Below are 19,437 nucleotides of genomic sequence, written 5' to 3'. Positions count from 1 at the left end.
AGTGCTCCTTACTCGTCCAACCTTGGCAACCGCTCGCGCCACTGCGCCAGCTCGCTGTGCAGCAGTTCGAGATCCCGGTTTAGCACGAAGAAGCTGTCTTCCACCTGCTGCAACCAGCGCTGCGCAATAAAAAGGTGCTGTTGATGGCGCTCGAACAGACTGCGCTGCTGCTTGAGCTCCTGCATCAACTTGCCGACCCGGAGCAGTTGCTCATCAAGCGCCTGCAACCAGGGCTCCAGCACCACCTCGGGGATGGCGCTGCGCTCCATCAACACCAGCGGGATCTGCTGGCGCTGGATATCGAGCACCTGGAGCCGCAGCTCATCGTCCAGCACCAGCTCGTAGTGCCCTGCCTTTGGATTGCCAAACTGATAGCCAACCAGTGCCTCGCCGGTAGGGTGCCAGTGGGAGAGCAGGGTGCGATCGAACACCAATGTGTTGGTGAGCCGCTCGGGATCGCTGCCATCCAGCGGTGCCGGAGTAAGCAAGTGAAAGTGCACCTGTTTGCCAAAGGGTCTGGCATTGGCGAGCGGGATCTCGATGCCCCGGGCCCGGCGGCCAAACCACTGTTTGCGTTGCCGCGCCTTTGTGCAGAGCCGTTGAGCCACGCTCTGTTTCAGCTGTTTGAATTGATCCCGCAGGGCCAGCAACTGGCGGGTCATCGCCAGTTGCTGATAGCCATAGAGACGGGAGAACTCGGTCATCATCTCCAGCAGGGCGGTGCGGGACTCCTCGTCATGCCAGAGACAATCCTTGAACAACAGCAGGTCGAGGGGCGCCACTTCGTCGCGGCCATTGAAGAAGGCGCTCGCCTTGATGAGCCGTACCGCCTTCTTCCAGCGGCGATCCGACACATAGCAGCGGTGGGCCAGCTGGCTGTCGAGCTGCTGGCGCAATTGGTAGATGAGCTCGAAGCAGGCATCCGGCAGGCGAACCTGCTCGATCTGGCTCTGCCACTGCTCGTACTCATCCCCCCGGATCTGCAAGGATTCCGGCAGGTTCTGGTGGGCATGGCCATCGCTGGCCAGCATGGCCTGAAAGTTGGCTTTCTCCTGTACCCGATCCATCCAGATCCGCACCAGCATCCGGTCGTAGAGCGCTTCCAGCCCGCTGTCCGGTGCTGGCAGTTCGTTGGAAGCAGTCACCAGCAAGCGCATCGGGATGGGGTGCTGGCTGTCACCGTTGCGGAACTGCCGTTCGTTGATGGCGGTGAGCAGGGTGTTGAGGATGGCGGGACCTGCCTTCCAGATCTCGTCGAGAAACACCACCTCGGCCTCCGGCAGATAGCCTTTGGTCAATCGCAGGTATTTACCATCCTCTTTCAGCGCCTGAATGGAGAGGGGGCCAAACACCTCCTCCGGCGTACTGAAACGGGTCATCAGATATTCGAAGTGACGGGCATCGTGAAATGCCAGCTTGAGGCGGCGGGCAATCAGGCTCTTGGCGATGCCGGGCGGGCCCAGCAAGAAGACGCTCTCACCGCTGAGGGCTGCCAGCAAACCGAGTCGCAACGCATCCTGCCGTTCATAGAGCCCCTCGCCAAGGGCTGCCAGCAGTCGAGGCAGCCGCTCCTGGATGGGAATGACACGCGCAGGGTTCTGTGCTTGAGCTAAAGACGACATAGAGACTGTTCCGAAGCTGGGCTGATGATGGCCCCAAGGCGCGATATCCATTTGCTCGGCCTTGGGTTTTGTCTTGTTATGATGTTTATTCTGGTATCTCTTGCCGCAAAATACCCGACTCTGGCAGGAAAAAACGCAAGATCCCCAGGATCCGCTGCCTGCGCTGTTTTGCTGACAACGCTTTGCAAATGGGTGCAGCAAAAGCGGTTCGAGTGTACCCTTCGCAGCACTATTTTCTCCAACGCAGATCAAGAGTGAGTCGCCCCCGATGCAAGATCCCGTACGTCAGAGCATGTTGACCCGCATGGGTATTCAAAGCTGGCAGCTGCGTCGTCCGGCATTGCTGGGCGCAGCCACCGCTCCCGAGCTTGCGCAACATGCCGCTCAGCCCGGCCAGACGGCCCCGGCCATCAGCGCCCCGCTGCCCACCGGTAAACTCTGGCTGCTGGCGCCCCGGCTGCCTGTCACCACGCTGTTGGCGGATATCTGCCAGCTGCTGGGCATCGCTCCAGACGAGGTCTCCCTGCTCAGCGAATTGCCGTCCGTCGAACTGCAAACAGCGGACACGTCTCCCCTGCTTTGGCTGACGGAGGCCAACCCCGAGCGGCCGGATGCGCTGATCTGCCCGCTCGTCCCCAGCGCCGCGCAAAAGCGCGCCCTGTGGCAACAGCTGCGCCAGCACCTTGCGGCCAGCGCAGCGTGATCTCGCATCATGCCGCCAAGTTCCACTGTGATGCCGCTCTTTTTACCTGATTTTACAAACGCCGCCCCTGCCAACCCTTGTGCCCACAATCCTGCCATCCGGAGCCCCCATGCCTGAGTTTCGTCCCCTGCTCGAGAGCGATTTCGACCTTGTCTATCCCATCGAGCAAGCCGCTCACAAGGAGCCGTGGAGCCAGGCTAACCTGCTCTCCTGCTTCGGGCCACGCTATCTCAACGGCTTGATGCTGGTCGACGGTCGTCCGGCGGGCTTCTATATCTCGGATCTGGTGGCCGGTGACAGCTCGCTGATGAACATCTGTGTGCATCCGGCGTTTCAGGGCAAGGGATTGGGACGGGCGCTGTTGCAGGCCTATCTGACTCGCAGCAAGCAAGCAGGGGCTGAGGCCTGGTTTCTCGAGGTGCGGGCGGGCAATAAAACCGCGATCTCCCTCTACGAGAACGCCGGTTTTGCCGAATATTGCCGCCGCGCTGACTACTACGGCACCGGCAATGATCGGGAAGATGCGGTACTGATGTCGCGACTGTTCGATTTCGGCTGATCCAGCACATCTCACCACACTAAACCGCCTTGCCCCGTTTCACTCCAGGGGAGCGTTATCCAGTGCGGGATCCTGCAAGGCCAGGGTGGAGTGGAGTACCGCCTCGAACCCTGCGGCAGAGAGCGGCATATAGAAGCCCCGCTGCCAGGTTTTTCCCGGCATCCAAATCTGGTCGATATCCACCACTATCTTGATGGGCTTGAGGGGCTCGCCCGGCGGCTGGACATAAATGCCGGGCGGCGTGGCCACCTTGGGGAAGCGGCGCAAAATCTGCTCGCTGCCATCCCCCTTACCCGGATTGAGGCGCACCTTCACCAGCTTGGCCAGCGGGTCAGCCATCTCCTCGCTCTGCCAGAATTTCTTCTCCAGATCGCCACAACGGCGGCACTTGGGAGCCTCCAGCACATAGAGCAGCGGATAACCCAACGCCAACGCTTGTTGCTGTGCCAGATGATACCCCTCAGCCCCCTGATACCAGGGATTGGCAGGGGCCTTCGGCGCTTGGCCCACAAAAAACCAGGCCGCACCGCCACCCACCACCATGAGCCCAACCGCAGCCAACGCCCCTTTCACCCACAGATTCATATCGTTACCCCTCCAGCACTCATCTGCAGTATCGGCCAACCTGCGCAAAGGCATAGCTATTTGCATGCTTTGTGATCCAAGACAAACGGCGAACACTTGTAAGCTGTAATGTTGGAGTTTAAACTCTACCCCGATTTTTAGTGCCCTAACCGGCGTACAACTGTAATTAAAGGATGCTTGACTGATGCCGAAGCTTCATCTGGTTCGACTGATGCGTGAACGTATTACCCAGCTTGGTAACAAGGCGGCCCTGCGGGTTCAGCAAGATGGTCAATGGCGTGCCATCGGCTGGCGCACTCTGGGTCAGGCCATGGATTACTGCGCCCAGGCGCTGATCCGCTGTGGTCACCAGCCCACCGAAATGGTCGGTATCTACGCACGCAACATGCCAGAGTGGACCCAGGCTGATCTCGGCATCCTTGCCGCCCGTGGCGTCAGCGTCCCCATCTATCCCACCAGTACCCTGGATCAGGTGCGCTATATCGTGCGTGACGCCAAGATTGGCATCCTGTTCGTCGGTGAACAGCCCCAGTTCGATCAGGCACTGACCCTGCTGCAGAACGGCGAAATCCGCCAGATCGTCGCCCTCGATGGCAACGTCAATCTGCGTGGCTGCCCGCAAGCGAGCTACTTTCAGGAGTTTCTGGTCTCCGGCAACCACCAGCCCAGTGAACAGCAACTGCGCGAGCGCGAGCAGCAGTACCGGATGGACGATCTGCTGACCCTGATCTACACCTCCGGCACCACCGGCGAGCCCAAAGGGGTCATGCTCGATTTCGCCAACATCGCCGCCTGTTTCGAGATGCACAACAGCCGCCTCGATTTGAACGAGCAGGATGTGTCGCTCTGCATGCTGCCACTGAGCCATGTATTTGAGCGGGTCTGGAGCTTCTACGTGCTCTACTGCGGCGGCGAGAACGTCTATATCCGCGATCCGCAGAAGGTGATGGAGGTGATTGACGAGGTGCAGCCGACCGTGATGTGCGCCGTTCCGCGCCTCTACGAGAAGGCCTACGCCATGATCCAGGCCAAGGTTGCCCAAGCGCCCGCACCCCGTCGCGCCCTGTTTGGCTGGGCTACCCGGGTCGGCAAACAGATGGTCGCCACCCGTCAGGCTGGCAAGTCAGCCTCTCCCCAGCTCTACGCCCAACTCTGGCTCGCCGAGCGGCTGGTGTTTCGCAAGCTGCGCGCCCGTTTTGGCGGCCGCACCCGCTTCCTGCCGGTGGCAGGCGCTCGTCTGGCCGATGATGTGAACCTCTTCTTCCAGGCGATGGGGCTCAACCTCAAGTACGGCTACGGCATGACCGAGACTACAGCCACCGTCTGCTGCTACGAAGATCAGCAGTTCAAGCTCGGCTCCATCGGCACGGCACTGAACGGCATCGAAGTGAAGCTGGGTGAGAACAACGAACTGTTGGTGCGCTCACCGACCGTGATGCGCGGCTACTACAACAAGCCGGACGCCACCGCCGAAGTGATGACCGAGGATGGCTTCCTGCGTACCGGCGATGCCGGTGAGCTCGACCGCCAGGGCAATATCTACTTCACCGAGCGCCTGAAAGAGCTGATGAAGACCTCCAACGGCAAGTACGTGGCGCCACAAGTGGTCGAGGGCGCCATCGGCAAGGATCGCTTTATCGAGCAGATCGCCATCATCGCCGATGCCCGCCACTTCGTCTCGGCACTGATCGTCCCCTGCTTCGAGTCGCTGGAAGAGTATGCCCGCTCCATCAACCTGCAGTACCAGTGCAAAAGTGACCTGCTGCGCAACTCCCGGGTGATGGAGTTCTTCGAAGCCCGTATCGCGGACCTGCAAAAAGAGCTGGCCAAGTTCGAGCAAGTGAAGAAGTTCACCCTGCTACCTAGCGCCTTCTCCATGGAGTTAGGGGAAATAACCCCCACCATGAAGCTGCGCCGCAAGATCATCGAGGCCAAATACCAGCGCGAAATCGAGGCGATGTATAACCACGCCTGATCACGCTCAGATTCCAAGCAATAAAAAAGCCGCTCATTCGAGCGGCTTTTTGCTTTTACAAGCCTGTGATCAGGCAGTTGTCTTGCTGGTCCCGAAGTAGTCAGCCAGGAAGTCGTCAAACGACAGGCTGTCGCTGCGCTCGCGCTCCCGTTGCTTGGCCAGCGAATCCTTCGCCTCACCGGCAAAGTAGGCTTCATCCCAGTACTGCAGCTCGGACGCCAGCAGCTCCTCGCGATAGCGGGTCGCCAGCTTGTCGCCATAGCAGCCGTTATCTTTACCACTCTCCAGCAGCTCCTTGAGCATGCGGGCGGAGTAGGTGAGCTCGGGGTTAAGCAGCTTCTCGCGGTGCATCGCCAGCGTCTCGCGATAGCGGTTGCGGCCGCAGCAGCGATCCAGCAGCTCGGCGACCTCAGCCAGCTCCTCGAACAGCTTGAGCCCGTACTCTTTGAGACCAATGGCATTGCCCTGCTCATCTTCAAGCGTTAGGCCGGGGCGACGCCCTTCCAGCACCACCTTGTTCTGGTTGCGGCGGTTGCGAGCGATCTCTTCATCGCTCTGCAGCGCGGACGGGCGCAGCAGGCACCAGACCAGGAACAGATCGAAGAAGCGGATTTGATCCGCATCGATGCCGAGCGGGGTGAAGGGGTTGACGTCCACGGTGCGCAGTTCGATGTATTCGATGCCGCGCTGATCGAGCGCATCGGACGGCTTCTCGCCACTGCGCGGGGTACGCTTGGGGCGGATTGGGGCGTACAGCTCGTTCTCCAGCTGCAGCACGTTGTCGTTGAGCTGACGATACTCGCCATCCACTTTGACCCCGATCTTGGCAAAGTCGGGATTGTGGGTGTTGATGGCGCGGCGCAGGCTGCTGACATAGGCCGGCAGATTGTCGTGGCTGATCTTGAGCCCCGCCTGGGCGCTATTGGTGTAACCGAGATCGGAGAGACGCAGCGCGGTGGCATAAGGCAGATAGAGGGTGCCCTTGCCGGTCTTCTCGAACGGCAGGTTGCTCTTGCGCCCTTTGAGGAAAGATTCGCAGATGGCTGGCGATGCGCCAAACAGATAGGGCACCAGCCAGCCGAAGCGATAGACGTTGCGAATAAGCCCCATGTACTTGTCGGAGATAAAACGCTGGCTGCAGCAGCCGACACACTCCAGCTCCTGCCACTCGCTCCAGAAGCTGTCCGGCATCGAGAAGTTGAAGTGCACCCCGGCGATCACCTGCATCAGGCTGCCGTAGCGGTTCTTCAACCCCTGCCGGTAGAGAGTCTTCATTTTGCCGATGTTGGAGCTGCCGTATTGGGCCAGCCGGATGCTCTCCTCGCCACCGACGAAGCAGGGCATGGAGAGCGGCCAAATCCGCTCGTCCCCCAAGTGCTGCATCACATGGTGATGGATATCACCGAGCTGCTCCATCAGGCTGTCGATGGAGTCGGTGGCCGGGGTGATGAACTCCAGCAGGCTCTCGGAGTAGTCGGTGGTGATATTGGGATGGGTCAGGGCCGAGCCCAGCGCCCGGGGATGGTTATTCTGGGCGAGTTTGCCATCCGGGGTGATGCGCAGACATTCACGCTCGATCCCGCGCCGGATCCCCTTGAGTGCAGTCAAGCGCTCCGGTGACCCCAGAACGTTCAGCAACTCGGTGAGTGACAAGCTTGTAGTAGTCATATTCACGGCTCATGTGAGGCCGCCCCATCCGGGGCGGCTCTTGATTTTTATAAGGTGCCCGTTACGGCAACTGCAGCGGATAGATGGGAAGATGAAGCTCCTTCAGGGGTTTTTCAAGCTTTTGCTTGTCTCCCACCACCACGATCACCATGTCGGCCGGATTGAGCCAACGGGCGGCACTGGCCTTCAGCACCTCGGGCGACACCGTTTTGATCAGGTTGTTCTGGGCCTGTACATAGTCCGGTTTCAGGTCATACATCACCATCTGCAGCAGGAAGCCCGCCTTCTGGCCGAGGGTCTCGTAAGAGAGGGCATCCTGTTGGGAGACAGCGCTGCGCATATAGGCCAGCTCCACTGGGGTCGGGCCGGTCGCACGATAGTTATCCATCTCTTTGAGGAACTGGCGAATGGCATCGACGGTCGCATCGGATCGCACATTGGCGCCGGTGGCGAAGGTGCCCACCTCGCGGTTGGCGGAGAAGCCGGAGCTGGCACCGTAGGTGTAACCCTTGTCTTCCCGCAGGTTGAGGTTGATGCGGCTATTGAAGTTGCCACCCAGGTTGAAGTTCATCAGCCCGGCGGTGAAATACTCCCCTGTGGTATCAAACGGCATGGCGCGACGACCGATGCGGATCACAGACTGGGGCGCCCCCGGCTTGTCTACCAGATAGATGCCCGGCTTGGCCTGCTCGCCCTTGAGCTTGAGATCACCCAGCGCTGGCGTGGCACCTTTCCACTCGGTCAGGAAGCCAAGTTGCTCCTCAATCTGCTTCTGGCTCACATCACCGGTCACCACCACTTTGGCGTTGGTCGGGTTGTAGTAGGCCTGATAGAAGTGCTTCACATCCGCCAGGGTCAGCTTGGCCACATCAGCCAGTACCCCGTCAGCGGGTTGACCGAGGCGGTTCTGCTTGCCGTAGACCAGCTCGCGGAACGCCTGTCCGGCCAGCCACTCGGGCTGCTGTTGGGCCTGCTGCATTCCTTGCAGCAGTTGCGCCTTGACCCGCTCGAAGTCCGCCTCCCGCATACCGGGGCGCTCGAACACTTCGCGTGCCAGCGCCAGGGTCTGGGGCAACTTGTCCACCAGCGAGCTGATGGTGACGAGGTTGTTGTACTGGGCGCTGGAAACATCGATGGAAGATCCCAGCTTTTGCAGCTCGTCGCTCAGCTGGGCTTCGGTCAGACGTATCGACCCCTGCCCCAGCATGGCGGCGGTCAGATTGGCCAGCCCCAGTTGCCCTTTATCTTCGGCACGAATGCCGCCCGGCAGGGCGATCATGATGGAGACCGCGGGGATCTCGTCACTTCGGGTGCCGATAATCTCGATGTTCTTGTCGAGCTTGCCATGCCAGATGGCGGGCACCTTGACGCTCACCGCCTCGCTCGCCTTGGGCTGCACGCTGCGATCGAAACTGTCTTTTACCGGTCGTTCGGCCAGCGCTTCGTCATGCTTGCTGTAATCCGGCAGCTCGCGCTTGGCGGGGGTAAAGTTCGGGGTGGCGACCTGCCACTCTGCCTTGCCCTTGGGCACCACGCTCAGCACCACCGCAGGCTTGCCGGCGATGAACTTGTCGTAGGCGGCCTTCACCTGCTCCGGTGTCACCTTGCCGATGGCATCCAGGGTCTTGAACACATAGTTGGGATCCTGGGTAAACACCTGCCCCATGGCGAGCTGGCTCACCTTGCCGGAGACGCTGTCCAGCCCCCAGATGGCGGAGGCGCGGTACTTGGCGATCGCCTTCTCCAGATCTTCCGGCTTGAGGCCGCGCTGGGCGAACTCGCCGATCACCTTGTCCACCTCCCCCTTGAGGGTCTTGAGGCTGCCATCCTGCGACGGATTGGGGTAGGCGTAAACGGTCAGGGTACAGGCCAGCTCTTCGCAGTAGTGGGACGCCCCCACATCGATCGCCTTGCCGGTTTTCACCAGCGACTGATAGAGCATGGAGCTGGCGGAACCGCCGAGCACGTCGGCAAACATGTCCAGCGCTGGCTCCTGCGGGTCACCGAGGGAGACGGTGGGGTAGCTGATATAGAGCAGCGGCAGGTGCACCTTGTCCTGCAGCGTCACATAGCGGGTCTCGGGCAGGATGACCGGCTTGGGAGCAGGCTCAGCCACATCCGGGCCGCGCGGGATGGCGCCAAAATACTGCTCAATCCAGCCGAGGGCCTGCTTGCTGTCAAAGTCGCCGCCCAGGGTCAGGGTGGCGTTGTTCGGGCCATACCAGCGCAGGAAGAACTGCTTGAGGTCGTTAACATCGACCCGGTCGAGATCTTCCACGTAGCCGATAGGCTGCCAGGAGTAGGGATGGGTGCGCGGATAGAGCGCCTCCCCAACCTTCTCGCTCACCAGTCCGTACGGCTGGTTATCGACTCGCTGGGCCCGCTCGTTCTTGACGGTGGCGCGCTGGATCTCGAACTTCTTCTGGCTCACCGCATCAAGCAGGAAGCCCATCCGATCCGCCTCCAGCCAGAGCACCTTCTCCAGCTGGTTGGCAGGCACGGTTTCGTAGTAGTTGGTGCGATCCTTGTTGGTGGTGCCATTCATGTCGCCACCGGCCTCGTTGATGATCCGCATATGCTCCTGATCACCGACGTGTTTCGAGCCCTGGAACATCATGTGCTCGAAGAAGTGGGCAAAGCCGGACTTGCCGACCGTCTCGCGGGATGAGCCGACGTGATAGGTGACATCGAGGTGCACCAGCGGATCGGAGCGATCGGGGGCCAGGATCACGGTCAGGCCGTTGTCCAGCTTGTACATCTGGTAGGGGATGGCGAGCTTGCCCTCCTCCTTGTCCTGTTCGGCGATCAGGGTCGGTGCCGCCAGCACCGGCAGGGTGAAACCCAGCAGAATCGTTAAAGGTATGACTTTGTTCACGGTAACCTCGTGAGTGACAAAAACAGGCTAGAAAATGTGACTGGCCAGCAGAAAAACCAGGGCATAACGGAACAATTTGCCGAGCCCGATCAGGATGAGAGAGCGCCAGAAGGAGAGGCGCAGCCAACCGGCCAGCAGACAGAGACCATCACCGACCAGCGGCGTCCAGGCAAGCAGCAGACACCAGTGACCATGTTGTTTGAGCCAGCCTAAGGCTTTTTGTTCCCCACGGCCTTGAAAATCTTCCGGTTTTTTCTTGAAAGTAGCGAGCCAGCCGAGCCACCAGGTGGTCATGGAGCCGAGGGTATTACCGAGAGTGGCCCACAGCAACAGGCTCGCCATGCTCCACTCCCCTTTGGCCGCCATGGCCCCCAGCAGCACTTCGGAGCTGCCGGGCAGCAGGGTGGCGGAGGTGAAGGCGCTCAGAAACAGCCAGCTAAGCCCCATCTCCATCATCCCGCTCATCCGGGATAGCCATCAGCCGCAGGCATCCGCAGTAACAGCTTGCCGCGCACATGGCCCCCTTCGATGGCTTGGTGGGCCAGCGCCCCCTCAGCCAGGGGGAATTCACCGGCGAGGGTGACCTTCACATCCCCCTGCCGCAACAGCAGCAACATCTGGCCCAACTGCTGCTGATCAGGGTGAACCAGCATGCCGACCACCTCGATACCCGCAGCTACGCCAGCATCCTTGATCAGTTGGGCAGTGATGGTGGGCACCGTCACCAGACGGCCACCCGACTTGACGCAGGCCAGCGCCGCCTTGCCGCTCTCGCCCCCCACCAGATCCAGCACCAGATCGAACTGGCCATCGGCGATGACCTCGGCGCACCACTCGGCCTGATGGTAATCAACTATCCGGCTCGCCCCCAGACTATGGAGGAAGCTGTGATTGTCGCCGCTCGCCGTGGCCACGACGTGGGCACCATATGCGGCAGCAAACTGCACCGCCAGATGGCCAACGCCACCGGCACCGGCGAGGATCAATACCCGCTGACCGCGCTGGAGGGCGCCGTGCTCCAGCAACCCCTGCCAGGCGGTGAGACCAGCCAGCGGCAGCGCCGCCCCCTGCTGAAGGCTCACCCCGTCGAGTTTGACCAGCTCGCTTTCGCTTGCCACCACAGACTCCCCGTAGCCACCGGCACTCAGGGGAAAACCGACCATGCCGCACACCCGATCCCCTTCGACTAGCGAGGTCACGCCGGGGCCCAGCTTCTCCACCACGCCGGAGAGGTCATAACCCGGCGTCCAGGGCAGATTGTCCTTGTTCTGGGCCGCCGCCCAGCCGAGGCCGGCACGGGTCTTGGCATCGATGGGGTTAACCCCCGCAAAGCAGATGCGCACCCGCACTTCGCCATCGGCAGGCACCTTATCGAGGGAAGGGTTGAGCTTGAGTACCGAGGGGTCACCGAATGCGGTAATCTGTAGCTGCGTCATTGCACAATCCATCCTGTTGATTGATCAAGGGTCAACAGAATAACAGTGAGGACACCATGGCTCGAATGTTTCTTATTCCTCTGTTGCTGGTGCTGGGGTGGTTGGCATTTTTGCTCTACTTCCGCATTCCCCTCAAAAAGGGGGCCAAGGGGTTTTACTGGATCATCGGCATCGGTGGCGGACTGGCCGCCTTCCTCAGCCTGATGATGGTGCTGACTCACTGAGTGCCACAGCCACTCGATAACGACAAAGGCCACCGCATTCCGGTGGCCTTCTCATCATCCGGGTTGCTGCTCCAGCGCCGGATTGAGGTAATAGTGGCGATTGCCCCCCTGCCCCAACACCCCTTGTGACAACAGATGGTGGAACACCCGATCCACCTCCTCCAGCGAGAGTGACAGCGCCTGCGCCACCGAGCGCTTGCTGCACTTGAGCTCACCACTCTCCAGCGCACCGCGCACCTGCGCCAGCATCTCGGGTGCTGGCTCGGGGGGCATCATCAGCTCGGGTTGAGCCGCCAGCGCCAGCGCTTCCTGCGCCTCAAGGCGGGCTTGATCCTGCTGCCAGCGCCACATCCGGCGAAAGCGATTCTCCTCGCCGATCAGGCTGACGAAGAAGGCACCGAACACGTCGAGCAGCACCGAGAGGAAGCAGACCAGCAGGAACTGCACCTGACTGATGCTCATCCCCACCCCGTCCGCCAAGCTGCTCATCAGCCCCAGCATGGAGGATTGTTCGTTGACCGGCTTGGCATCGCGCTGCTGACGCAGCTCATCCTGCTGCAAGCGCAGCTTGGTGTTGGCGTGCTGCAGGGAGGAAACGCCGCTGGAGATGCGCTCCAGCTCGATGTATTTGCGAGCCGCCTCTTCGTTGAGCTGGATCTGCCGCTCGATGCTGGCGATCTGCTCGTCGAAGCGGGCAAGCTCCCGCTCGTGGCGCGCCTGTTGGCTCAGTACTGTGTTGGTGGCGCTGTTGATGCCACCGATACTGCCGCCGATGGAGATGGCCGCCAGCACGCTGTAGAACAGCAGCGACCAGAAAGCACCGCTCAAATCCCGCCGCGCCTTGCGCTCACCGTACTCGTACCAGACGTAAAACTTGCCCAGTTCAAAGATGATGGCCAGCCCGCCAAACAGCCACTTCATCAGCGGGCTGTCATCGATGGAGAGGAACAGCAGCAGGGAGAAGATGATGGAGGCCAGAATGGCCAGCCCGGTGAAACTGTATACCGTCGTCAGAGCAAACCACCCCTTGGGGTAGCGCAGTGCGGAGGAGTCCTGTGTGGTCATGATGAAGGGGTGTGCTGTGCAGGAAAAGTTGGCTGCCGATTATAGTCGCCAGACTCGCACAGAGAAGGGCAAATGACTGAATTCCTTCAGATTGACAACCAGCTGCCCAGAGTGCGACCAAAACGGACAAATCGGCAGCAGAAAACCGGTACAATCACCGACAGACCTAATCATATGGTGAGGTTATGTACGGTTCCGCTCGGGTTCAGCCCGACCGGCGTACACTGACCCGCAGTTGCAATTATTCGAGGCCATCATGAACAGAACAACCACTATGATACTGTCCCTGCTGCTCGCAAGCAGCGCGACCGTCGCGGCGCCACAATCCCAGGAACCCCAAGGTTCAGAACTCTCGATCGACCAGATCAAATTTAATCTGGACTGGGATGACAAGCAGTTCGGCTGGTCACAGAGTGACTGCCTCGATTTGGGTGTTGGCGACAGCGTCCCCTCTGATTGCAAAACAACACGATTCAATCTGGAAGATGAAGAGAACCGCAACCAGCCACCCAGTACCAATCAGGCCCCAGCCAGCCAGCAGGGTGGCCAGTAATTAACAGGAGTACTCTTTCATGAAACTACTCACACCCCGCCCCACCATCAACCGCAGCTTGCTGCTGATCTCGCTGTTTATCGTGCACGGAGCCGCCGTTGCTGCCCCCCCAGCCAAAAACGGTGATGGTATCCGCATCTCCGGCGATGACATCAAGGTCAACCTCAACTGGGATGACAAAGAGTACGACTGGTGGCAAAACAACTGCCTGGATCTCGGCATTGGTGACAGTCGGCTCAAACTCAACTGCGACAAGATGGATGGCAAGTACCGGGATCACTACAACCGCAGTATCCACAGCGGCAATAACCCGGGACAAGGTCACGACAAACACAAGGATAAGAACAAGAACAACGGCAAGAAGAACTGATGACCTCCTTGTCCTCATCCTCATGATGCAGGGGCCAGCAGCCCCTGTGCTCCTGTTGTTACCAGCTGTTGTTACCAGTAATTCTCCGCACTGATATTGCCCGGCGCACGACGCAGGTTTTTGGCTAACCCCAGCGCCAGCAAGGTCTGCTGGGTCTCTTTCACCATCTCCGGGTTGCCGCAGATCAGCACCTGACTCAGCTCGGGCGAAAAATCCAGCCCCACCCGCTCCTGCAGCTGACCGTTGGCGATGGCCGCCGGGATCCGCCCTGCCATCGCGTCCTGCCACGGCTCGCGACTGACGAAAGGCACGTAGCGAAAGCGCTCGCCATATTGCTCGGCAAAGCTGGCGATAAGTGGCTGATAACTAAGTTCTTCGCCTTTGCGCACCCCGTGTACCAGCACCACATTCTCGAAACGCTCAAACGCCTCACCATCGGCCAGCATAGAGAGAAAAGGGCCAATGGCAGTGCCAGTGGCAAGCAACCAGAGATCGCGCCCGGCTGGCACCTCATCCAACGTCAGAAAGCCGGTCGCCAGCGACTGCACCAGCAGGGTGTCGCCCGCTTGCAGCGAACCGAGAGAAGGGGTCAGCTCGCCGCTCGGGATCTCGACCAGATAGAACTCGTGGTATGGCGCAGAGGGGGGATTGACGAAGGAGTAGGCGCGCTGAATGCGCCGCTCGCCCTGCTCGAGGGCCAGCTTGGTAAATTGACCTGCTTGGTAGGGGGCAAGCTCTGCCGCTACGCGCAGGGAAAACAGGGTAGGCGTCCACTCGATACGCTCGATGACCCGACCTTCGACCCAGGCAGCCATAAGGATCTCCTCCAACGGAACAGACCTTTACTCTACCCCCGGGCCCCAAAATAAAAAACCCGCGCAAGTGCGCGGGTTTTATCTGCAGCAGCGAATCGCTATTACAGAGCAACAACCTGGATCTGTACGGTTGCTTTAACGTCAGCGTGCAGCTGAACAACAACTTCGTACTCGCCGGTGTTACGCAGAACGTTGCCCATGCGGACCTCGCTCTTGGCAACAGCAACGCCGGCAGCAGTGATGGCATCAGCCACGTCACGGGTACCGATGGAACCGAACAGCTTGCCTTCGTCGCCAGATTTGGAGGCGATAACAACAGCAGCCAGTTCACCCAGCTTGGCAGCGCGCTCTTCAGCGGCAGCTTTACCGGCAGCCAGCTTGGCTTCCAGTTCAGCACGGCGAGCATCGAAAGTCTCGATGTTTGCCTTGGTAGCCATAACGGCTTTGCCTTGCGGGATCAGATAGTTACGGGCGTAGCCAGCTTTAACAGCGACTTGATCACCCAGACCGCCCAGTTTGGCGATTTTGTCGAGCAGGATAACTTGCATTACCTTTCCTCTAGAGAAGTTGAGTTAGGCTTAAGTGCCGGACCGATTCTTACTTGTTGTGCAGATCGGTGTACGGCAGCAGAGCCAGGTAACGAGCACGCTTGATGGCGCGTGCCAGCTGACGCTGATACTTGGCGCGAGTACCGGTGATACGGCTCGGTACGATCTTGCCAGATTCAGTGACGTAGTTTTTCAGAGTAACGATATCTTTGTAGTCGATCTCGGTAACGTTCTCGGCAGTGAAGCGGCAGAACTTACGACGACGGAAATAACGTGCCATGGCCTTTATCCTCTATTCAGTGATCCAGAATTACTCTTCGGAAGCAGCTTCAGTAGCTTCTTCACGGCGCTCGTCGTCACGACGGACGAAACGCTCTTCCTTGGCCTTGGCCATCGGAGAGACTTCAGTCACAGCGTGCTTGGTGCGCATGATCATGTTGCGGATAACGGCATCGTTGAAGCGGAAGTTGGTTTCCAGCTCATCGATAACGGCTTGCTCTGCTTCTACGTTCATCAGAACGTAGTGGGCTTTGTGCAGTTTGTCGATCGGGTAAGCCAACTGACGACGGCCCCAATCTTCCATGCGATGAATGGTGCCACCGGAGGTGGTGATAGCGCCGGTGTAACGCTCGATCATGCCTGGTACTTGCTCGCTCTGGTCCGGATGAACCATGAAGACGATTTCGTAATGACGCATTTTAGCTCCTTACGGATTAATTCAGCCTCCGCCCAGGTGCAGCCAGACCTCGGAGGCAAGGAACATAGTGGTGTTTAGTCGCTGCTTTTCTAGGGCGGCATATTGTACGAAATCACATCCCTCACTGCAACTGGCCGCAACAGATGTTTTTCCCTATGGGTGCAATACAAAACATCAATTGATAATCGTTATCACTTAGATCTATTCTGACTCCATATCCTTATGGAGGGTGATGCCATGCAACCCGCGCTGACCACGGCCATTCCGGCTCGAAAATTCAAACTGACTCTACTTGGGCCTGCCTTTATCGCCGCCATCGGTTATATCGACCCGGGCAACTTTGCCACCAATATTCAGGCGGGATCCACCTTCGGTTATCAGCTGCTATGGGTGGTGGTGTGGGCCAACCTGATGGCCATGGTGGTGCAGACCCTGTCAGCCAAGCTCGGCATAGTCACCGGCAAAAATCTGGCGGAGCATATCCGTGACCGACTGCCGAAACCCGCAGTCTGGGCCTACTGGGTACAAGCAGAGATCATCGCCATGGCCACCGATCTCGCCGAATTTATCGGTGCTGCGGTCGGCTTCAAGCTGCTGCTTGGTGTGACCCTGCTTGAAGGCGCCGCTATCACCGCTGTGGTGACCTGGGGCATTCTGATGCTACAGAGTCGCGGCCAGAAACCGCTGGAATGGGTGGTTGGCAGCCTGCTGTTGTTTGTGGCCGCAGCCTATATCGTCGAGCTGGTGTTCTCCCGCCCCCATCTGCCCAGCCTGCTGGAGGGGGCACTCTTCCCCGGCCTGCCCAACAGCGAGGCGGTCTATCTGGCAGCCGGGGTGCTCGGTGCCACCGTGATGCCCCACGTCATCTACCTGCATTCGGCGCTGACCCAGCACACTCAGGATCAGGGATCCGTCACCCAACGGCTGCACTCCACCCGGGTCGATGTGGCGATTGCAATGACCATCGCCGGTTTCGTCAATCTGGCGATGATGGCGATGGCGGCTGCCGCGTTTCACGGCACAGGCAACCAGCAGGTAGCAGAGCTAGAGTCCGCCTACCAGACCCTCACCCCGCTGCTGGGCCAGGCAGCAGCCACTCTGTTTGGCCTCTCGCTGGTCGCCTCCGGTATCAGTTCCACCGTGGTGGGCACCCTCGCTGGCCAGGTCATCATGCAAGGGTTCGTGCGTTTTACCATACCGCTCTGGCTGCGCCGCGCCATTACCATGGCCCCCGCATTTGTGGTGATCGCCATGGGTTTTAATACCACCGAGATCCTGGTACTGAGTCAGGTGATCCTGAGCTTTGGCATCGCACTAGCCCTGATCCCGCTGTTGATGCTGACCGGCGATCGGGTACTGATGGGAGCACACCGCAACCACCCGGTCACCCAGGCCATAGGTCGCCTGATCGTGGCGCTGGTGATCGGCCTCAACACCTACCTGCTGGTCGGCATGCTCTAGCACCCGGCTATGACAAAGCCAGCTATGACAAAGAGAGGGGCTTATTAACTCTGGTTAATGAGCCCCTTGCCACTTTGGCGTATGCTGCCACCTTTCCCTTCTCTTCATATCGTTGCGGGAGCCTCGCCATGGAACATACCCGAGCCAGCTTCGTGCTGGGCCATCATCAGGAGCAAACCAGCGTGGTCTGCTGCCAGCCCGGTGAGACCACGCTGCTGGTCACCGACCTCACCCCCTTTCATCCCCAGAGCCACCTCTGGCCCGATCAGCCGGGAGATGTCGGCCATGCTCGCTGGGAGGGTGGCGAAGCAGCCGTTGGCCCCTGCCGAATGGGTGCCATCAGCCCGGATGGCGAACTGTTCGTGGACACCTCCATTCCGGTCAAACGGGGCGCTGAGGGTTGGCATTTCGTGGTGGTGCATCCGCTGACCGGTGACCACCCGCTGGCCGTCGGTAGCCTTGTCACGTTGCAGGTGGATAGCGATACCCGCCACGCCCTGAGCCTGGGTCACACTGGCTGCCATCTGGCGGCGATGGCGCTCAATCGGGTACTCATCCCCTACTGGCGCAAGGAAGTGAGCGAGCAGGATGCGTTGGGTCAGCCCGACTTCGACCGCCTCGCCATCCAGAGTTCACAGGTCGAGCCCATGGGCTCCCAAGAGCAGTACCGCATCGGCAAAAGCCTGCGCAAGAAGGGGGTCAACAGCGAGGCGCTGCTGGCAGAGCTGACGCTGATTGAAGAGAAGATCAATCAGCAACTGGCCGACTGGATCGCAGCCGGGGGCGAGATCCGCCGCAGCCGCACTGGCGAGGCGATCATCGACTCGCGCTACTGGCACTGCATGCTGGAAGGGAAAGAGGTGACCATCCCCTGTGGTGGCACCCATGTAGCCACCCTGGCCGAGCTCGGCCAAGTCAGGGTTCAGCTCAATCTGGTGGAAGAGGGCTTTGCCATGCTGACTCGGGTCACGCCAACCGGCGCCTGATCGCAGAGTTAACAGCTCAGAGCTGGCAACCAAGAGAAGTGCCGCAGAGAGGGAGTACCACCATGATGGCTCCTCCACTCATGCTCTGACGAGTCAGGGTGCTTCTCTTTTAACCACTCCCTGATTAGAATGCGCCTCCCACAAGAGGCACATCACATGAGTAGTACCCAACTGCGCACCACCCCGGATCGACTTCGCTATCTGGTTCTCTACGAAGGCATTGGGCTGGCCATGGTTGCCCCACTTATCAGCCAGCTGTTTGGTCAGGGCGTCGCCGAGGTAGGTTCACTGGCCATCTTCTTCTCCATCGTCGCCACCGCCTGGACCTACGGCTGGAACCTGTTGTTCGACAAGGGGTTGCTCAAACTGTGCGGGCGCACCAACAAGCGACCACTCGATCGTTTTCTCCATGCCTTGGGTTATGAAGCGAGCTTTATGATGCTCTCTCTCCCCTGCGTCATGTTCTGGCTCGAACTGGGACTGTGGGATGCTCTGATGCTGGATCTCGGCTTCGTCGCTTTCTACCTGGTCTACATCATCGCCTTTACCTGGGCCTATGAGCGGATCTGGCCACTGCCAGCCACCCCGCAGACGGCATGAGGTCACAGCCACAGCAAGGCTGACAGAAGGAACCGGAACAGCGGGAAATATCAGGAAGCACTAACCGAAAAGATGGGAAAAACCCATAAAAACAATGCCAGTCAGCAAGCTGACTGGCATTGGACAAAACAGACTTTCGGGCTTACTTGACGGCGTCTTTCAGCGCCTTGCCAGCCACGAATGAAGGCACGTTGGCCGCAGCAATCTGGATCTCTTGACCAGTTTGCGGGTTACGACCGGTGCGGCCTGCGCGGTGGGAGACCTTGAAGGTGCCAAAACCGACCAGTTGCACAGCATCACCTTCTTTCAAGCTCTGGGTAATACCATTGATAATCTCTTCCAGAGCCACTTTAGCCTGAGCTTTGCTCAGGTCTGCTTTGGCGGCAATCGCATCTACAAGTTGAGCTTTGTTCATAACATTTCCTTTATGATCGGGCATTTAGCGCTGGCTCACTCTATGCAAAAAAAAACACTCAGGCAAAGGCTTTATCGAGTGGTGCACGCCAAACGCTGGGGTTTTCATCAAGATCTGCGAAAATAGTCACATTCCACACGCGAAAAACCCTCATCAGGCCTGAAACCTGCAAGCACGATTAAACAATCTGCCGCCTATTTCTTCGTCACTTAACAATATCCCGGCCAGCCTATTGACGCTTGCCCAGATTTTCCCTAGTTATAGACAGTGTCACCGTTCG

Annotated in this window: 21 protein-coding genes; 9 read left to right on the top strand and 12 right to left on the bottom strand. The window is 59.4% G+C overall.

Features of this window, described 5'->3' with window-relative positions:
- Positions 1–8 precede the first annotated feature (8 nt).
- Complete coding sequence (locus tag BN4575_RS05320) at positions 9–1,622, bottom strand: ATPase RavA domain-containing protein (RefSeq protein WP_068977424.1); 1,614 nt, start codon at positions 1,620–1,622, stop codon at positions 9–11.
- Positions 1,623–1,890: 268 nt separating this feature from the next.
- Between BN4575_RS05320 and BN4575_RS05315 the strand changes: the two genes are divergently transcribed.
- Positions 1,891–2,325, top strand: a complete 435-nt coding sequence (locus BN4575_RS05315; protein ID WP_068977423.1) for a DNA polymerase III subunit psi — start codon at positions 1,891–1,893, stop codon at positions 2,323–2,325.
- A gap of 109 nt (positions 2,326–2,434) precedes the next feature.
- Entirely contained in the window at positions 2,435–2,884 is a 450-nt protein-coding gene (gene rimI / locus BN4575_RS05310; protein ID WP_068977422.1) for a ribosomal protein S18-alanine N-acetyltransferase, read from the top strand.
- A 39-nt stretch (positions 2,885–2,923) separates the two neighbouring features.
- Here rimI and BN4575_RS05305 read toward each other — a convergent pair whose 3' ends face one another.
- A complete protein-coding gene (locus BN4575_RS05305) occupies positions 2,924–3,469 on the bottom strand; it encodes a hypothetical protein (RefSeq protein ID WP_068977421.1) in 546 nt (181 codons plus the stop codon).
- A 184-nt stretch (positions 3,470–3,653) separates the two neighbouring features.
- Between BN4575_RS05305 and BN4575_RS05300 the strand changes: the two genes are divergently transcribed.
- Positions 3,654–5,444, top strand: a complete 1,791-nt coding sequence (locus BN4575_RS05300) for an AMP-dependent synthetase/ligase (protein WP_068977420.1) — start codon at positions 3,654–3,656, stop codon at positions 5,442–5,444.
- A 69-nt stretch (positions 5,445–5,513) separates the two neighbouring features.
- Here BN4575_RS05300 and gshA read toward each other — a convergent pair whose 3' ends face one another.
- From gshA to BN4575_RS05280, 4 genes are all read right to left on the bottom strand, one after another.
- On the bottom strand, positions 5,514–7,112 hold the full coding sequence (gene gshA / locus BN4575_RS05295) for a glutamate--cysteine ligase (protein ID WP_068977419.1): 1,599 nt from the start codon (positions 7,110–7,112) through the stop codon (positions 5,514–5,516).
- A gap of 61 nt (positions 7,113–7,173) precedes the next feature.
- Positions 7,174–9,987 carry a M16 family metallopeptidase gene (locus BN4575_RS05290; RefSeq protein ID WP_068977418.1) on the bottom strand — a complete coding sequence of 938 codons (2,814 nt, stop codon included), beginning with the start codon at positions 9,985–9,987 and terminating at the stop codon, positions 7,174–7,176.
- A 27-nt stretch (positions 9,988–10,014) separates the two neighbouring features.
- A complete protein-coding gene (locus BN4575_RS05285) occupies positions 10,015–10,452 on the bottom strand; it encodes a YqaA family protein (RefSeq protein ID WP_068977417.1) in 438 nt (145 codons plus the stop codon).
- On the bottom strand, positions 10,449–11,423 hold the full coding sequence (locus BN4575_RS05280; protein WP_068977416.1) for an NADP-dependent oxidoreductase: 975 nt from the start codon (positions 11,421–11,423) through the stop codon (positions 10,449–10,451). Before BN4575_RS05280 ends, BN4575_RS05285 begins: the two co-directional genes overlap by 4 nt.
- Positions 11,424–11,479: 56 nt before the next feature.
- Between BN4575_RS05280 and BN4575_RS21640 the strand changes: the two genes are divergently transcribed.
- Positions 11,480–11,647 carry a hypothetical protein gene (locus BN4575_RS21640; protein WP_176716415.1) on the top strand — a complete coding sequence of 56 codons (168 nt, stop codon included), beginning with the start codon at positions 11,480–11,482 and terminating at the stop codon, positions 11,645–11,647.
- 54 nt (positions 11,648–11,701) lie between these two features.
- Here the strand turns inward: BN4575_RS21640 and BN4575_RS05275 are convergent, their stop codons facing one another.
- A complete protein-coding gene (locus BN4575_RS05275) occupies positions 11,702–12,712 on the bottom strand; it encodes a Preprotein translocase subunit SecY (protein ID WP_068977415.1) in 1,011 nt (336 codons plus the stop codon).
- A gap of 274 nt (positions 12,713–12,986) precedes the next feature.
- Here BN4575_RS05275 and BN4575_RS05270 point away from each other — a divergent pair, with 274 nt between their 5' ends.
- A complete protein-coding gene (locus BN4575_RS05270) occupies positions 12,987–13,265 on the top strand; it encodes a hypothetical protein (protein WP_068977414.1) in 279 nt (92 codons plus the stop codon).
- A 19-nt stretch (positions 13,266–13,284) separates the two neighbouring features.
- A complete protein-coding gene (locus tag BN4575_RS05265; RefSeq protein ID WP_042024361.1) occupies positions 13,285–13,635 on the top strand; it encodes a hypothetical protein in 351 nt (116 codons plus the stop codon).
- A 71-nt stretch (positions 13,636–13,706) separates the two neighbouring features.
- On the opposite strand, the gene BN4575_RS05260 is transcribed toward BN4575_RS05265, so the two are convergent.
- The 4 genes from BN4575_RS05260 to rpsF form a co-directional block, all read right to left on the bottom strand.
- A complete protein-coding gene (locus tag BN4575_RS05260; protein ID WP_068977413.1) occupies positions 13,707–14,450 on the bottom strand; it encodes a ferredoxin--NADP reductase in 744 nt (247 codons plus the stop codon).
- A 101-nt stretch (positions 14,451–14,551) separates the two neighbouring features.
- Positions 14,552–14,998, bottom strand: coding sequence for a 50S ribosomal protein L9 (gene rplI / locus BN4575_RS05255; protein ID WP_042011812.1), 447 nt, complete (start codon positions 14,996–14,998; stop codon positions 14,552–14,554).
- Positions 14,999–15,047: 49 nt separating this feature from the next.
- Positions 15,048–15,278 carry a 30S ribosomal protein S18 gene (rpsR, locus tag BN4575_RS05250; RefSeq protein WP_005313392.1) on the bottom strand — a complete coding sequence of 77 codons (231 nt, stop codon included), beginning with the start codon at positions 15,276–15,278 and terminating at the stop codon, positions 15,048–15,050.
- Between the two features lie 30 nt (positions 15,279–15,308).
- Positions 15,309–15,695: a 30S ribosomal protein S6 gene (rpsF, locus tag BN4575_RS05245; RefSeq protein WP_042024358.1), complete on the bottom strand. Its 387-nt coding sequence runs from the start codon at positions 15,693–15,695 to the stop codon at positions 15,309–15,311.
- A 237-nt stretch (positions 15,696–15,932) separates the two neighbouring features.
- On the opposite strand from rpsF, the gene BN4575_RS05240 reads away from it, so the two are divergent.
- The 3 genes from BN4575_RS05240 to BN4575_RS05230 all read left to right on the top strand — a co-directional run bounded on the left by BN4575_RS05240 (position 15,933) and on the right by BN4575_RS05230 (position 18,742).
- A complete protein-coding gene (locus BN4575_RS05240; RefSeq protein WP_068977412.1) occupies positions 15,933–17,156 on the top strand; it encodes an Nramp family divalent metal transporter in 1,224 nt (407 codons plus the stop codon).
- Between the two features lie 128 nt (positions 17,157–17,284).
- Positions 17,285–18,142 (top strand): hypothetical protein, encoded by an 858-nt coding sequence (locus BN4575_RS05235; RefSeq protein ID WP_068977411.1) that lies wholly within the window; start codon positions 17,285–17,287, stop codon positions 18,140–18,142.
- A gap of 156 nt (positions 18,143–18,298) precedes the next feature.
- Positions 18,299–18,742: a PACE efflux transporter gene (locus BN4575_RS05230; protein WP_083220996.1), complete on the top strand. Its 444-nt coding sequence runs from the start codon at positions 18,299–18,301 to the stop codon at positions 18,740–18,742.
- Positions 18,743–18,884: 142 nt separating this feature from the next.
- Here BN4575_RS05230 and hupA read toward each other — a convergent pair whose 3' ends face one another.
- The gene (hupA, locus tag BN4575_RS05225; RefSeq protein WP_042024350.1) at positions 18,885–19,157 is read right to left on the bottom strand and encodes a nucleoid-associated protein HU-alpha; all 273 of its coding nucleotides are present in this window, start codon (positions 19,155–19,157) and stop codon (positions 18,885–18,887) included.
- Positions 19,158–19,437 lie beyond the last annotated feature (280 nt).

Source organism: Aeromonas sp. EERV15 (assembly GCF_900079845.1).
GTDB lineage: Bacteria > Pseudomonadota > Gammaproteobacteria > Enterobacterales > Aeromonadaceae > Aeromonas > Aeromonas sobria.
This window is presented reverse-complemented; position numbering and strand designations above follow the sequence as displayed.